The sequence below is a fragment of the Aquimarina addita genome (assembly GCF_039539305.1).
GTDB lineage: Bacteria > Bacteroidota > Bacteroidia > Flavobacteriales > Flavobacteriaceae > Aquimarina > Aquimarina addita.
Genome location: NZ_BAABCW010000014.1, coordinates 25015 through 39870, shown reverse-complemented (window position 1 = coordinate 39870; position 14856 = coordinate 25015). Strand labels below are relative to the sequence as shown.

Here is a 14856-nt window from a genome sequence, read left to right as displayed (position 1 = left end):
AGAAATCTTTGCAGAATTATGTTGTAAGTAATAGTAAATAAGACAGATGAAAGAATTAATAATCATAGTACTAATTTTATATACAATAGTAGGGTGTAAAAGATCAGAAGATACACAGATTCGTCTTACATCACCAGACTCAAAAATTGAACTTTCCTTTTTTCTTACTTCAAAAAAGCAAGCTGCATACCTTATAAAATATAATAATGATGTACTTATTGATTCTTCCTTATTAGGAATAGATTTCAAAAATAAACTTCCTTTAAAAGATAATTTTATTATCAAAAAAATAGATACCACCTCATTTAATGATACCTGGAAAATGGTCTGGGGTGAAGATCACGAAATAATAAATCAATATAAGGAACTAAAAGTATACTTAGAAGAAACCACCCACCTACATAGAAAAGTCACTTTAGTTTTTAAGCTTTATAATGATGGAGTCGGTTTTAGGTATGAGTTTCCGGATCAGAATCATCTAAAAAAAGTAACAATTACTGATGAAAACACAGAATTTAACCTCACAGGAGATCATACGGTATGGTGGACACCCGGAGATTGGGATATTTATGAGTATACATATAATACTACTGTTTTTTCAGAAATAAATGCACTGGAGCACTACGAGCCGGGCACACATCTGGGGCAAACATATGTTCCAGAAAATGCTGTAAACACTCCGGTCACTATGAAAACCCAATCGGGAATCTATCTCAGTTTTCATGAAGCTGATCTTACTAACTATGCCGGAATGACATTAAAAGTTGATACTCTTGCGCTACAGATGAAAAGTGAATTAGTAGGGAATAAAACAGGAAGCAAAGTTATTCAGCAGACGCCATTTCATACACCATGGAGAACCATACAAATAGCAGAAAAACCAGGTAATCTCGTGGAATCCAAAATGATTCTCAATCTCAATGAACCAAATGTCATAGGAGCCCTTCCTTATTTTGAACCAACAAAATATATGGGGATCTGGTGGGATATGCATATTGGTACTGGTAATTGGGATTATTCCGGTAAAAATCATGCGGCAAACACACAATACACTAAAGAAATGATCGATTTTGCCTCAGCAAATAATATTGGAGGGATCTTAGTAGAGGGCTGGAATATAGGATGGGAACAATGGTGGGATAAAAAACAAAAAAGTGTAGATTTTGATTTTGTAACACCCTACCCTGACTATGATCTTAAAAAAGTAGTCCAATATGGAAAAAGCAAGGGAGTTTCTCTGATGATGCATCACGAAACATCGGCAGATGTGGAGCGCTACGAAAAACAGTTAGACACTGCTTTTTCTTTAATGAATGATTTAGGAATCCATATGGTTAAAACCGGATATGTAGGTACTATAATTCCCGAAGGAGAATATCACCATGGACAATGGATGGTCAATCATTATCAAAAAGTATTAGAGCAAGGAGTCAAAAATAAGGTAGTAATAAACGCACACGAACCTATTAAAGCTACTGGAAAAAGAAGAACATACCCTGTAGCTATTTCCAGAGAAGGTGTACGTGGCCAGGAATATAATGCCTGGTCTGATGATGGAGGTAACCCACCGGAACATCTTACCATTGTTCCTTTTACCAGAATGCTTGGTGGCCCTGTAGATTATACTCCCGGGATATTTAATACTACTCTAAAACCGTTTAAAGAAAATAATCAGATCAATACTACATTAGCTCATCAACTAGCATTGTACGTAGTACTGTACAGTCCAGTACAAATGGTACCGGATCTTATACCTCATTACAAGGATCATCCTGCATTTCAATTTATACGTGATGTTGGCGTAGACTGGAAACAATCTAAAGTATTACATGCAGAAATTGGTGATTATATCACTATGGCTCGCGAGGAAAAAAATACAGGAAATTGGTTTATAGGAAGTATTACAGATGAACATCAGAGGGATCTAAAATTACCACTACAATTTTTAGATGCTCATAAAAAGTACAAGGCAAAAATATATGCCGATACTCCTGACTCACATTTTTCTAAAAATCCAGAAGCTTATCTCATCAGAGAACAAGAAGTGGATGCTACAACGATTCTTGATCTGCACCTTGCCCCTGGTGGAGGATGTGCTCTCACTATCAGTTTAGTAACTCCTACTAATTTTTAAGAACGACTCTCATCAATTTAGAAAAAAGTTATCTGTTCTATTGATCTATATCAATAAATATCTTGATGATCTCCTGTATTTTTGTAATTAATATAAAGTCAGGCCAGGAAAGGGTTGCGTCGTTCTGATCATAAAACTACGGCATAACTATCCTGAATGCTAACCTATAAAAAAAAATCATGAAAAAAGTATTATTTGTATTAACGAGTCATAGTGAATTAGGGGATACGGGAGAAAAAACCGGGTTTTGGATCGAAGAATTTGCAAGCCCTTATTACTTATTAAAAGATAAAGGAATTGAGGTAGTTTTAGCTTCGCCAAAAGGTGGGCAACCTCCTATTGATCCAAAAAGCGCATCCGATGATTTTAAAACGCCTGCGACTGAAAGGTTTAATAATGATAAAGAGACACAACAGGTTTTAAGCAACACTTTACAATTAAAGAATATTAACCAAGCTGACTATGATGCTGTTTTTTATCCTGGAGGACACGGTCCTCTATGGGATCTGGCAGAGGATAAAAACTCGATTGCATTAATACAGGATTTTTATAATCACAACAAACCTGTAGCTGCCGTTTGTCATGCACCCGGAGTCTTAAAAAATGTACAAGGAAAAGATGGAAATGCCTTAGTAAAAGGTAAAAAAGTAACTGGTTTTACTAATTCTGAAGAAGAAGCTGTACAACTAACAAATGTGGTTCCTTTTCTGGTTGAAGATATGCTTAAAAATAATGGAGGCGTTTATTCTAAAGGAGAAGACTGGAATCCTTATAGTGTTACAGACGGACTATTAATAACAGGACAAAATCCTGCATCCTCAGAATTAGTTGCAGAAAAGTTATTGGAGTTGTTAAACTAGACCTTCTTCATGAGGATAAGATAATATAAAGTAAAAGTCAGAATTTTCGTTCTGACTTTTACTTTATATATAATTTTTTACCCTAGTAAAATCAAACTACTTTGTACTTCACGCGATATGTTAATAATTTTCGGGATGTTGGATAATATCATAAGCTCTTTCTTTTAGTGCACTTAATTTATCCGCATCCATTTTATGCAATAAGTTTAGCATCATTGACATTCGTTGATTATTTTTAAAGTACTGCTGTTTTTCATCTAAGAAATTCCAGTACAGTGCATTAAACGGACATGCATCTTTTTCTAGTTTTTTTGCTACTTTATAATGACAACCCTTGCAATATCCACTCATTTTATTGATATAACTACCACTGGACACATAAGGTTTAGTCGCTACCATGCCGCCGTCTGCAAACTGACTCATTCCTCGCGTATTGGTGATCTCTACCCATTCAATAGCATCTATATACACACCTAGGTACCACTCATCCACCGCATCGGGATGCGTCATCGTTAATAGTGCATAATTACCTGTAATCATAAGCCGTTGTATATGATGCGCATATGCATCTTCCAGACTTTGTTTAATCGCATGATGCATGCAATTCATCTTTGTATCTGCAGTCCAATAAAAATCCGGAAGTTTGTTATGATTATCTAATGTATTTAAGCTTTTATACTCAGGCATCTTCATCCAATACATGCCGCGCATATATTCACGCCATCCAAGAATCTGACGTACAAATCCTTCTACCTGTGAAATATCAATGGTATCCTGATGTGCTCGCCAGTATGCTATTACTGTTTTAATAACCTCCATAGGATGTAACATTTTACTATTCATAGCAAAAGAAAGCCTGCTATGAAATAAATAATACTCCCCCGGATGCATTGCATCCTGATAATCTCCAAAATGAATAAGCAGGTGTTCGCAGAAATATGTCAAAACAAGAAGGCAATCCTCTCTATTTGTGGGCCAACTAAAATTTTTAGCATCCACACTACCTATTGTTTTCACGTGACAACGCTGTAGGAGTTCTGTCAATGTAGTAACATCCTTTTTACAACTCTTATAAGCAGGGATTTCGGGACTACCTTTCCATTTTTTTCGATTGCTTTGGTCAAAATTCCATTTGCCTCCCTCTGGATCCTTTGGGGTAGTCATCATAATATCATATTTCTTTCGCATATTCCGATAGAAATATTCCATGGTGAATTGTTTTTTACCTTTAAAAAAGTCGTTCAATTCTGTTCTGGATGTTAAAAAGTGTTCACTGTCATACACTGACGTTTCTATAGAAAGTGTTTTGCAGAAATTTTTTAATTGTTCATTCAATCGATATTCATCCGGTAATTGATATTCGAATTTCTTAATTTTCTTTTCCTTAATTAAATGACTTAAATTCTTAGTAAGGTCCTGCTGATTCTGTTTGTGATCTAGTTCATAATATGTAACATCTTGCCCATTTTCGTCTAGCCACTTGGCAAAATTTCTCATACTTAGAAAAAAAGCGGTTACTTTCTGAATATGGTGCATAGTATAATCCGTTTCCTGTCTCATTTCTGCCATAAAATAGCAGATATCTTGTGAATCCTCCTGATACCAGGAATGCTTCTGATTGAGTTGGTCACCAAGTATTAGTCGTAATATCATATACTAAAATAAAGTAGATTGAAGCCAGAGATTCTTATATGTATGTTTAGGATCATATCGCTCTGACTGTGATTTTATATTAAATTTTCGATCTCTGGGATCATTACCTACACCTGCTATATACAACCAGTTACCGTAATTACTATGTACATCATAATCTATAAGCAAAGACTCAAAATAAGCGGCACCTATTCTCCAGTCCAATTTTAATTCTTTAGCAAAAAAGGAGGCCACATTTTGTCTTCCCCTATTACTCATCCATCCGGTCTTCTGGAGTTCTACCATATTTGCATTCACAAAATCCTCTTTAGTTTCTCCTTGTATCCATGCATCGATATGATTTTGATCGGTAGACCATTCATAGTCTTTATGTAAAATCCCTCCGATCTTAAAAATATCATTTCTATGTTTCATAGAAATATATTTAAAAAAATCTCTCCATATTAATTCAAAAATAAGCCAATAGGTACTATCGTTTTTTACTATCACTTTTTGATATTTCTGTATTTCAAAATAGATGTAACGAGGCGAAATGCTTCCATTGGCTAACCAGGCAGAGAGTTTAGAACTATAATTAATGCCTAAAAGTCCGTTTCTGGTTTTTTTATAATAAGAAAGGTTTTTGGTACTCCAAAAATAATCATGAATTCTTGCTAAGCCTTGATTTTCTCCTCCTTTAAATGGAAACGCAGAACGATTATCTGTAGTAAATTCTTCAAAACCCAATTCCTTGAGCGTTGGTATATTAGTAGTTTGAGTAACTCTATGTCGTACTGGTAAGGGATCAATCGTGACTAATGACCTCACCGTAACAGACTTCTCACATTGTTTTCTGAAATTAGTAAATACTTTAGGAACCTCTTGTATCGTAAACGGAAGATCATCCGGATGAAAGAGAAACTGATCATAGCTTTCTACCCAATTTACAGCTTGAACTTTTAATTTTACCTGATCAGCTACAATGACTTCTTCATCAGTCCATTCTTTCTGAAGGTATATAGTAGTGATATCAAAATCATCTATCAACTTAGGGACTATATTTTCTGGCATTTGCTGATAAGTAAGTAAAGAAATATTGAGTTTTTCCAGATTTTGCTTTAATTCTGCAATAGTTTCCAACAGAAATTTAGTTCGGTATTTTTCTGTTTTCCTAAAACCAAATATATCTTTCTCAAACAGTCGTGGATCAAAACAAAACATCGCGATCACCCTGTCATTTTCTGATACAGCCTTGTATAACGAATAATTATCATTTGTTCTAAGATCATTTCTGAACCATACCAGACCTGTTTTTAACATAAATATGTTATTACTTTAAATATTAATTACCAGCTATACTATTTTTTTTATTATGTCTACAACGTACGCTGCAATATTTTACCTCTTCCCAATGCTTTTCCCATTTTTTACGCCAGGAAAAAGGACGTTGACAGACAACACACATTTTCGTTGGTAAATCACGTTTCTTCATAGTTCAAAAAAAATACATTAAAAATGATTAAAGATCGATTGAATCGATATGTGGATATTTTTCATCATACTCAATTTTTAACCGAATTAATTTATCAAAAAAAGCTTTATTTTCCTGTAGGGTTTTATTCTTTTTAAAATGCACAAAACGTCCCTGAGCATGAATACTAACACCATTTGTTTTATAAAAATTAAACTGGTAATATGGAATTACCCAGGTAAAATTTCTCAATCCTTTAATAATTGCTATTAAAATTCCATTAGGTCTCAATTCTATATTCCCATAATTAACATCCGCCACCGTATTAAGATATACATCTAGATTAGGACTTACCTGATCAATAATCATACGTTTTGACCCAATCCCTCTCATTTTTAAGCTATCCATAAAAGAGAAAGGTCTCCCTACTGTATCGTTAATACGCTTTTTAGTATCTTTATTTTTATATGTCGTTTCTAAAATCATCCTTTTGTCTTCTTTCTATATCATACTCCTACGTGTTTAAAGATACTAAATGTTTAACTTATTTTACTTAAAATTAAACAAATTTGATTTTAATTAAGAATTGTTTTATTAAGAAAATACTGTAATTGTCTCACTTACTGATTTTTCTCCTAATAAATATTTAAGAAACTTAGTTTTTGCGTTCTAATTTTTATAAAGATGACGTTTATGCTTGTAAAACAATACTAGTTTAAATAGTTTTACACTAAAAATATATCATCATGGAAACTTTAGGAATCACAGAGAAAAATTGGGATGAATTTTTAAAATGGTTATGGGATTTTATACCCGGAGCTATCTCTGCTATTTTGATCCTTGTAATAGGACTTTGGTTTATTGGCTTTTTTAGCAGAATGCTTCGTAAATTCTTCAAACAGAAAGATTATGATGAAACCTTAGAAAAATTTCTATACGATTTAATTAACATGGGGCTTAAGGTGCTGCTTGTTATTTTAGTTATTACTCAGTTAGGAGTACAGAGTTCATCTTTAGTTGCTATTCTTGGTGCTGCAGGATTAGCAGTAGGACTTGCTCTACAAGGTTCTCTTGCAAACTTTGCCGGAGGTGTACTCATACTATTTTTTAAACCTTTTAAAATTGGAGATTTTATTGCGGCTCAAGGAATAGAAGGAACAGTCAAAGAGATTTCCATATTTACGACAAAGGTTAATACTTTTGGAAATCAACTAGCCATTATCCCAAATGGAAAATTATCCAATGATAATATCGTTAATTATTCTTCTGAGGATAAAAGAAGAGATAAAATAGACATTGGTATTGCGTACGAAAGCAATATCAAAACTGCCAAAGAGATTTTATTAGCGCTGATTAATGAAGATAAAAGAGTTATACAAGAACCAGTTCCTATGGTCGTAGTATCAGAATTAGGAGATAGTGCTGTCACACTTTCGTTAAGATTCTGGGCATTAAATGAAGACTTTTGGGATATTCATTTCAATGTCATAGAAGAAGCTAAAAGACGTCTTGAAGATGCTGGTATTTCTATACCTTTCCCACAAACAGATATTCATATCTTTCAAAAAGATCTACCGAAAAAGAATGCTTAAAATAAATTTATCACACTATAGTTTCAGCTATAATTAGCTTACATACTAAATGAGTCGTTACTATTAATAAAGAAACCCATCTATATGATCGAATATAAGATGGGTTTTTTATATATTCAAAAATTTGACGGTCTTCAGAAATATACAAAAAACTACCGATTCAATACTTATTAGCTATGTTTTAGACATTTTATTACCAATACTTATTTTCTTTTGTTTCTAACTATTTCTCTATATCTATAATACAGTTTTGAACATTTTGTTGCAAAGTCAAAATAGACTTCTTCTTCAAAGTTTTCGAGATATATTTTATTAAAATGCATTTTTGTCTTGATTTCAGGGATTTTAATCAATTCTTCTTTCCAATTATCATAATAATTCCAATTTCCCAAATAGTCTCCTGTTAACAAGTTTACGCTAGACTCTCCACTTCCATCATTGGCAGCATTTCCAAATTCATATCGACTCATTCCAATAAGTCTTATTCTTTTTAATTTTTTATCATATCTAAATTGGTTCGAGTAGCCAGCAGTCATCCATTCATTTTCAAAATAAAACCCATTTCTTGCATCCGTAATTCTGGATTGTGGGTTTAGTATTTCTATAGGGTTACTTTCCACTCTTTTAAAATTCTTACTTGATAATAAACATACAATAGTAGATTTTTCTGTATCAATAAAAATAGTATCAGTAACACCATCGAAGTCAATATCCATTTTAAGTTCATTCTGTGCTATTGCAGAAAAACTTATGAAAATTAGGGCTATCAATAAAAAAAGTGTTTCAGTATGCTTTTTCATCATGTTCGTTAAGATACATAGTTTATAAAAATTAAAGATTAAAGTTTACACTAAATTAATTTCTAGCCTTGTCAATTGTTATTTGTCTTTAATGTCTTTTTCATCAAAGAAGCCTGAAAAATTAATCACTAAATTACTATAAATTCCAATGTCTGAGTCCTATTTTAGGTCTTGAAGATACCTTGAATAATATTCCATGCGATCGCTTTTTAATAAACAGAATGAATTCGGTGATCGATTGGCTCACAGACAATTAAGAATTATAAAAGATGAGGCTTATCTCAATGAAACAATAATTAAAAGGTTCTAAAAATGGTAAACGAGTTCTTTTAGGGGACAAATAAATATTCTAATGATCGCTACCAATATAAAATAAATACCAGATTCTTCCTTTTAGAAAATAGAATCTCGCAAAACATTAATACGATCTATAATAACCAGTAGAAATACCGCAGAGATGGAAAAATCTGAAATAAAAAAACTCTACTAATTATTTAAATGAATAAATTAAATATTCTTTCTATTTACAAATACAGAATTAAATACCTGTCTATACTTCTTCTATTGATTTTATTTACTTCTTGTTATACTAAAGTGGATACTAAAAGCTTAATTGGCACATGGGAAGTAACTCATATTAATGATGTTACAAATCAGGAAAATATCATTAATATTCCAAGACGAGGTGATTTTGGTAAAATTAAAACACATTTTCATATCAACGATGTTTACCTTCTTGACACTAAAAATGAAGTGAACATTCAAAGTAAAATAGGACTCTGTCCTAAAGCTCGATTTTGTAATTTAAAGTTAATTTTGTTCAGTTTGTGCCTGACGTTTAGCTATGCGTATTGCGGGAGCAGAAAATTACTGTTTTTCGACTTAGTACTTAGTACAATTAGCCAAAGTTTATATTTTGTTTTTATCTTTTTCTACAATACTTAGATCTAATACGTTGGCGACAAATCAAATAGGCAGTAACTTTTTGATCTAGCCAAAAACCACATTATCGCATTGGTGTTATTCTAAGCCGTTTTTTTATTTTTCCAACCCCTCTTTTCGAAACTCCTCACATTCGAGCTGTTCTTTATTGAGTTCAAATATTCCGCAAGAATTTTCAATTCCGAGTCGGTTCGATTTCCTTCAAAAGCAGTTACATAAACAGCATTTCCATAATTGTCTTTTGTTTTTTCAGGAGAATCGTCAATCATCAATATCCGTTCAATTGAGAAACCTTTCTTTTTTACTTTTTTTAGCCTTTTTTCGTGAACATACTCGTCAAGTTGATAATCCCTTTTTGTTGTACAGCGGGTTTTGCCCCAAATGAATTCAAAGTCAATATTTTCAGGCTTTATTTTTTCAACTATTTCTTCAACGTACTTATCGTCAGCAGATGACCAAATAGCTAATTTGAAATTAGCACTCATTGATTCTAGAAACCATTTAAGATGTGGTCTTCGATAAACAAAATAATCCGCATATTGAAAGTCAAAATCAATTTCGAGTTTTCGTTCAGTTGCGTGAATTAGAGTTTCATCTAAATCAAGTACTAATAATATTTTGTTTTCAATTTCCAAATTTCTTTATTAGCTTAAAACGTTGCGTGTATGAATCGTTGTGGCGAAAGCCACTATGATTTCATACACCTTGTTGTACTTAGTTTTTGATTTCTGTAATATATTCATCTATTAATTCATAAAATTTTTTTACTGAATTTTGGTGCTGTTCTTTGGTCACATTTGTATTATAATTTTCCCATCTAATTTCTTTAGGGTTTAATCCAATGGTTGAAGCTAATATCATATTCGCCCAACCAGCTGTAGATTCAAAATAGCCAAGTTTATTTGCAGTCCATTCCATAAAATCAAAGGTAATACCAAAATTCTCTTTGATTTTATATTCTCGAATAGCACAAGAATAACCCATCAAAAATGAATCGTATGATTTCAAAGTAACTTCACTTAGCCACATTGCTGGCCTTTTTTCCATAAGTTTTAGGAGAGCATATGTTTTTTTATCCATTTATTACTTTTTATACATTAAATTCAAAACTAATTGTTGACTCAAATCTCCTAAATTTAAGTCATTGCCTTTTTGGTCTGGTGAATAGCCTTTTGATAGTCCATAAAGAATAGTTTTTTTAACTAATTCAGGTTCAATAATAAATGTATTGTCGTACATACAAGATTTTTCTCCATTTATGCTATGCCTGAAATTTGCAATAGTTTTTGTCCATTATATTCTTCAGAAATAATTAAGAGCATAACACCATAAAAATCACCTTTAACCATCCACCTATATTGGTGGTCATCAACTATAATTCTTCGAGACTTTTTTTTAGGGAACGCCATTTTTTTTTAATTAAGTACAACAAGGATTTATGTGTACTGATACACACACGTTATGTTTTTACAAATTTAGTAGATTTCTTTTAACTAATAAGCAGTCATAAGTACTCTCTTATTTCTTGTTCTGATACTGTTACAATATCTTTATCAGGATACTGACTTATAAATTTTTCAAAATGAACCGTATTGAGTCTAAATATTAGAAAAGGCTGATACACCTTCTGTTTCGTTTTGTATTTTCTTTTTTAAGAACGAGACAACATTCATCAAAAAAGCCATTTGATGTATCTACAAACAAATGGCTTTTCTAATATTTCATTTAAGTCCTAAACTTATTCTATAACTTCTTTTCCTTTAAATTTCCATTCTGTAATTCCGCCATCAAGATCATAAATTTTGGTAAAACCAGCTTTTTCCATAAAAGAAGAGCATTTAGCACTCCTTCCTCCACGTCCACAATAAACAGCGACAGGTTTTGATTTATCTACAGTAGAAATCAAATTTTCGAAATTTTTATCTCTAAAATCAATATTAATAGCTCCTTCTATATGACCTTCTGCATATTCTTTTGAAGTACGTACATCCACTAATTGTACTTTTTCCATTTGTAAAAGAGAGTCCATCTCTTCTACAGTTATAAGTTCAACAGAACTAGAATCTTTATGCTCTTTACAACTGGATAGTAATAGAGAGAATACTATAAAAAGTGAAGCTATTCTAAATCTCATAATTTTCTTTACGTTAATTATTCTACCGTTTCTCCATCCCAATTCATAAAACCTCCTATTAAATTATAAGTAGTCTCAAATCCCATTTGATTCATTAACTGACAGGCTTGTCCACTACGGGCTCCTGACCTACAATAAATGTAGTAGTTTTTATCTTTATCTAATTTGGCCACTTCATCCAGAAAACCTTGTCCCTTTCTTATATCTAAATGAACCATATTAGGAATATAGCCATCAGCCACTTCTTCTTCGGTTCTTACATCAAGAATGATTGCTTTATCATCTTTATTAATTAGTTCTTGCCATTCATCTTGTGATATATCTTCAGCCATATATAGAATTTATAAAATCAATTGTATTTACTATTATCATCTACAAATATAGGCGTCCTGAGCGAATTCTAAAAAGCGATGAACAAATTTATCAAAAATATTACATAGAATATTAGGCTTTGATACTACACCCAATCGCTTTAGTAACTTCTAGCGGAACTTTATTCCCTTCCAATAAAGCATTTACAGCATCTTCTACATACTTTTCATTTGCTGCGGCTGCATCTTTATAATTATTATCTATAGCTCCTATATAACGAACAACATTACCTGTTTTTGTCTTTTCTAAAACATATACGTGTGGTGTTTTTTTAGCACCATATTGAGGATAAATTTTCTGTCCATCATCAAAAATATATGGAAAAGTAAATCCTTTTTCCTTTGCTCTCACTTTCATATTATCAAAACTATCTTCAGGATATAATTTTGGATTATTAGGATTAATAGCAATCACGGGATATCCTTTAGTTTTGAACATATTATCCAATGCATTAATTCTATCTTCATAAGCTACAGAATAAGGACAATGATTACACGTAAAGATTACAATATACCCCTTAGCATCCTTATAATCTGCTAGAGAAACCATAGCACCGTCAACATTTTTAAGTTCAAAATCATTTGCAACATCTCCAATACCATACCCATCCACATTAGTATTGTGAACACCTACCTTATCAATAGCAAATGCGCTAACCGCAATAATCAATGCTAATCCCACTAAAATCTTTAAAGTTTTCATATACTCAATTTTAAAATCATTAGATAATATAAGAGGTACCCCCTTCTATTATATATTGTACTACTTATAGAATCTTTTTTAACTCCTGCTCTAATTCATTATAGGTAAATGATCTTTCGTAAAAGTTCATTTTATTTCCTTTACAAATAATAGTTGCAGGAATGGAACCAGACCAATTTTTATCTACTTTAGAAATCCATCCATTAGCATCAGGATCATCTAATAAGAGTACCTCACTCTCAATATGTTGTTTGGCAAGAAAAGGGATTAATTTAGTATCCACTTGACTTGGTAAATCAAGACTTACCAGTATCACCTCTACTCCTGCTTCTTTATACCTACTATTAATCAATTCAAAATAAGGTAACTCTACAACACAAGGTTTGCACCAGGTAGCCCAAAAATTAATAATTCTCGTTTTACCATCATCCAAATGCAATAAGGGTTCAAAACTCTGGAAATCATATACTGGGATGTCCACTCCTTTACTAGAAATAATCTTATCAGCCTCTAACCTCATTTTCTGTTCCACCTTACAGCTAACAAACAATGGCATCAACCCTAAAAACAAAATCAACTTTTGCATATTACTAAAATATTAAAACGCTTGATTAAGTAAAAGATAATTAACACGGCTTATAGAGTTCGTATAGAAAACTTTAATACTTCTTATCATCATATAAATATAAATCAAGTGTTATCTACAAAAGTCTACAATATTAGGAACAAAACACTTCAAATAAAAAAATCAAAAAACTGAATATCAGATAATTAAATATCAATTATTTCAATTACACTATTTTTCACAATTTCCTAATCCCCTCAACTTTGTATAACCAAACACTCTGTATCGATGAACAATAATAAGATTAAACAAGAGGAATAAATTTAACTTTAACAAAGAATTAATATCTAATCTCCATAGTGCAACATGATTTAGTTATACATTTGTATATACAACAATTGTTGATACAAATGAATATTGAAGATATTATAAAAACAAATTCAGCCTTACCGCTATCCAGAAAAGCAATTGTAAATCTTTTATATACAGAGCACTGGGTTAGCGACAATATGAATACTGTTTTAAAGCCATATGACATTTCTATACAGCAATTTAATGTATTAAGAATTCTAAAGGGTCAAAAAGGAAAACCAGCAAACCTTTCTACCATCCAGGAAAGAATGGTCAATAAAATGAGTAACACTACACGTTTAGTAGATAAACTCAAAAAAAGGAGTTTAGTGAAGAGGATACAGTGTAAATCCAATAGAAGAAAAGTTGAAATCACAATTACCAAAGAAGGGATTGATTTTCTTGAACAAATTAATCCAATTGTAGACAATTTTGAAAAAACAACCACGTGTAATCTTACAGAAACGGAACTTATCCTATTAAATAAATTACTAAACAAATTAAGAGCATAAATAGACATATTCACATTTAATAAATAAATACTAATTATTATGAAAAACAAATTTGCATTCATCACTATATCATTATTAATGATAACCTCCATAGCTTCATATGGTCAAAAAAAAGAAATTAAAACATCAGAAAGTACTATTAACTGGACTGGCAAAAAGGTGACTGGTGAACACACAGGCACTCTAAAATTTTCTAAAGGCCATCTCTCCTTAAATGGCGATACTATTACCGGAGGTGAATTTGTTGTAGATATGACAACCCTATCCGTGACCGATCTGGAGACTGGAAAAGGAAAAGAAAAATTAGAAGGACATCTTACTTCTGATGACTTTTTTGGCACGACAAACCATAAATCATCCAAATTAGTGATTACAAAAGCTACAAAACAATCTGGAGATACTTATAAAATGGAAGGAGACCTAACTATAAAAGGAATTACAAATCCTATTACTTTTGATTTAAAAGTAGCAGAGAACAGTGCATCAACTACACTTAGTATCGATAGAACTAAGTATAATATCAAATATGGATCTGGTAGCTTTTTTGACAACTTGGGGGATAAAGCAATCTATGATGAGTTCGAATTAGCTATAAATTTAAAAATGTAAAAATTTCTTTTTTAGAACTACAATAAATTTATATATTTGAGGCAATCTAAAGAACAAATGATAAATAACTTATTACATACTTGGTGGTGGTCTATTCGAAACGAAAATTTCGTGAGATAACCCCTTTTATATTAGTAAGTAAACATATAAAGGCTTGTCAATTCACGACAAGCCTTTTTT

General features: G+C 31.8%; 17 protein-coding genes. 5 read left to right on the top strand and 12 right to left on the bottom strand.

Translation table 11 applies throughout. From position 1 onward, the window contains the following. Nucleotides 1-46: 46 nt before the first annotated feature. Nucleotides 47-2134 (top strand): glycoside hydrolase family 97 protein, encoded by a 2088-nt coding sequence (locus ABD816_RS15760; protein WP_344929023.1) that lies wholly within the window; start codon nucleotides 47-49, stop codon nucleotides 2132-2134. Between the two features lie 179 nt (nucleotides 2135-2313). Next, a complete protein-coding gene (locus tag ABD816_RS15755; protein WP_344929021.1) occupies nucleotides 2314-2994 on the top strand; it encodes a type 1 glutamine amidotransferase domain-containing protein in 681 nt (226 codons plus the stop codon). A gap of 120 nt (nucleotides 2995-3114) precedes the next feature. Here the strand turns inward: ABD816_RS15755 and ABD816_RS15750 are convergent, their stop codons facing one another. The 4 genes from ABD816_RS15750 to ABD816_RS15735 are packed head-to-tail and all read right to left on the bottom strand — an operon-like array spanning nucleotide 3115 to nucleotide 6583. Then, a complete protein-coding gene (locus ABD816_RS15750; protein WP_344929019.1) occupies nucleotides 3115-4647 on the bottom strand; it encodes a cryptochrome/photolyase family protein in 1533 nt (510 codons plus the stop codon). 3 nt (nucleotides 4648-4650) lie between these two features. Then, nucleotides 4651-5946, bottom strand: a complete 1296-nt coding sequence (locus ABD816_RS15745; RefSeq protein WP_344929018.1) for a DASH family cryptochrome — start codon at nucleotides 5944-5946, stop codon at nucleotides 4651-4653. A 22-nt stretch (nucleotides 5947-5968) separates the two neighbouring features. Beyond that, nucleotides 5969-6118, bottom strand: coding sequence for a DUF2256 domain-containing protein (locus tag ABD816_RS15740; protein ID WP_344929016.1), 150 nt, complete (start codon nucleotides 6116-6118; stop codon nucleotides 5969-5971). Nucleotides 6119-6145: 27 nt separating this feature from the next. Beyond that, nucleotides 6146-6583 (bottom strand): hypothetical protein, encoded by a 438-nt coding sequence (locus ABD816_RS15735; RefSeq protein WP_344929013.1) that lies wholly within the window; start codon nucleotides 6581-6583, stop codon nucleotides 6146-6148. A gap of 260 nt (nucleotides 6584-6843) precedes the next feature. Here ABD816_RS15735 and ABD816_RS15730 point away from each other — a divergent pair, with 260 nt between their 5' ends. Next, nucleotides 6844-7689, top strand: coding sequence for a mechanosensitive ion channel family protein (locus ABD816_RS15730; RefSeq protein WP_344929012.1), 846 nt, complete (start codon nucleotides 6844-6846; stop codon nucleotides 7687-7689). A 203-nt stretch (nucleotides 7690-7892) separates the two neighbouring features. On the opposite strand, the gene ABD816_RS15725 is transcribed toward ABD816_RS15730, so the two are convergent. The 8 genes from ABD816_RS15725 to ABD816_RS15690 all read right to left on the bottom strand — a co-directional run bounded on the left by ABD816_RS15725 (nucleotide 7893) and on the right by ABD816_RS15690 (nucleotide 13225). Further along, nucleotides 7893-8489 (bottom strand): hypothetical protein, encoded by a 597-nt coding sequence (locus tag ABD816_RS15725; protein ID WP_344929011.1) that lies wholly within the window; start codon nucleotides 8487-8489, stop codon nucleotides 7893-7895. A 1025-nt stretch (nucleotides 8490-9514) separates the two neighbouring features. Continuing rightward, nucleotides 9515-10066, bottom strand: a complete 552-nt coding sequence (locus ABD816_RS15720; RefSeq protein WP_344929009.1) for an NIF family HAD-type phosphatase — start codon at nucleotides 10064-10066, stop codon at nucleotides 9515-9517. Nucleotides 10067-10145: 79 nt separating this feature from the next. Continuing rightward, nucleotides 10146-10511, bottom strand: coding sequence for a hypothetical protein (locus ABD816_RS15715; protein WP_344929007.1), 366 nt, complete (start codon nucleotides 10509-10511; stop codon nucleotides 10146-10148). Between the two features lie 176 nt (nucleotides 10512-10687). Continuing rightward, nucleotides 10688-10840: a hypothetical protein gene (locus tag ABD816_RS15710; protein WP_344929005.1), complete on the bottom strand. Its 153-nt coding sequence runs from the start codon at nucleotides 10838-10840 to the stop codon at nucleotides 10688-10690. A gap of 329 nt (nucleotides 10841-11169) precedes the next feature. Further along, nucleotides 11170-11565: a rhodanese-like domain-containing protein gene (locus tag ABD816_RS15705; protein WP_344929004.1), complete on the bottom strand. Its 396-nt coding sequence runs from the start codon at nucleotides 11563-11565 to the stop codon at nucleotides 11170-11172. A gap of 17 nt (nucleotides 11566-11582) precedes the next feature. After that, nucleotides 11583-11897: a rhodanese-like domain-containing protein gene (locus ABD816_RS15700; protein WP_344929003.1), complete on the bottom strand. Its 315-nt coding sequence runs from the start codon at nucleotides 11895-11897 to the stop codon at nucleotides 11583-11585. 112 nt (nucleotides 11898-12009) lie between these two features. Beyond that, nucleotides 12010-12639, bottom strand: coding sequence for a thioredoxin family protein (locus tag ABD816_RS15695; RefSeq protein WP_344929001.1), 630 nt, complete (start codon nucleotides 12637-12639; stop codon nucleotides 12010-12012). A gap of 64 nt (nucleotides 12640-12703) precedes the next feature. Continuing rightward, a complete protein-coding gene (locus ABD816_RS15690; protein ID WP_344928999.1) occupies nucleotides 12704-13225 on the bottom strand; it encodes a TlpA disulfide reductase family protein in 522 nt (173 codons plus the stop codon). A 389-nt stretch (nucleotides 13226-13614) separates the two neighbouring features. Between ABD816_RS15690 and ABD816_RS15685 the strand changes: the two genes are divergently transcribed. Both ABD816_RS15685 and ABD816_RS15680 read left to right on the top strand, forming a co-directional pair. Next, nucleotides 13615-14067, top strand: a complete 453-nt coding sequence (locus tag ABD816_RS15685; RefSeq protein ID WP_344928997.1) for a MarR family winged helix-turn-helix transcriptional regulator — start codon at nucleotides 13615-13617, stop codon at nucleotides 14065-14067. A 39-nt stretch (nucleotides 14068-14106) separates the two neighbouring features. Beyond that, nucleotides 14107-14676: a YceI family protein gene (locus tag ABD816_RS15680; RefSeq protein ID WP_344928996.1), complete on the top strand. Its 570-nt coding sequence runs from the start codon at nucleotides 14107-14109 to the stop codon at nucleotides 14674-14676. Nucleotides 14677-14856 lie beyond the last annotated feature (180 nt).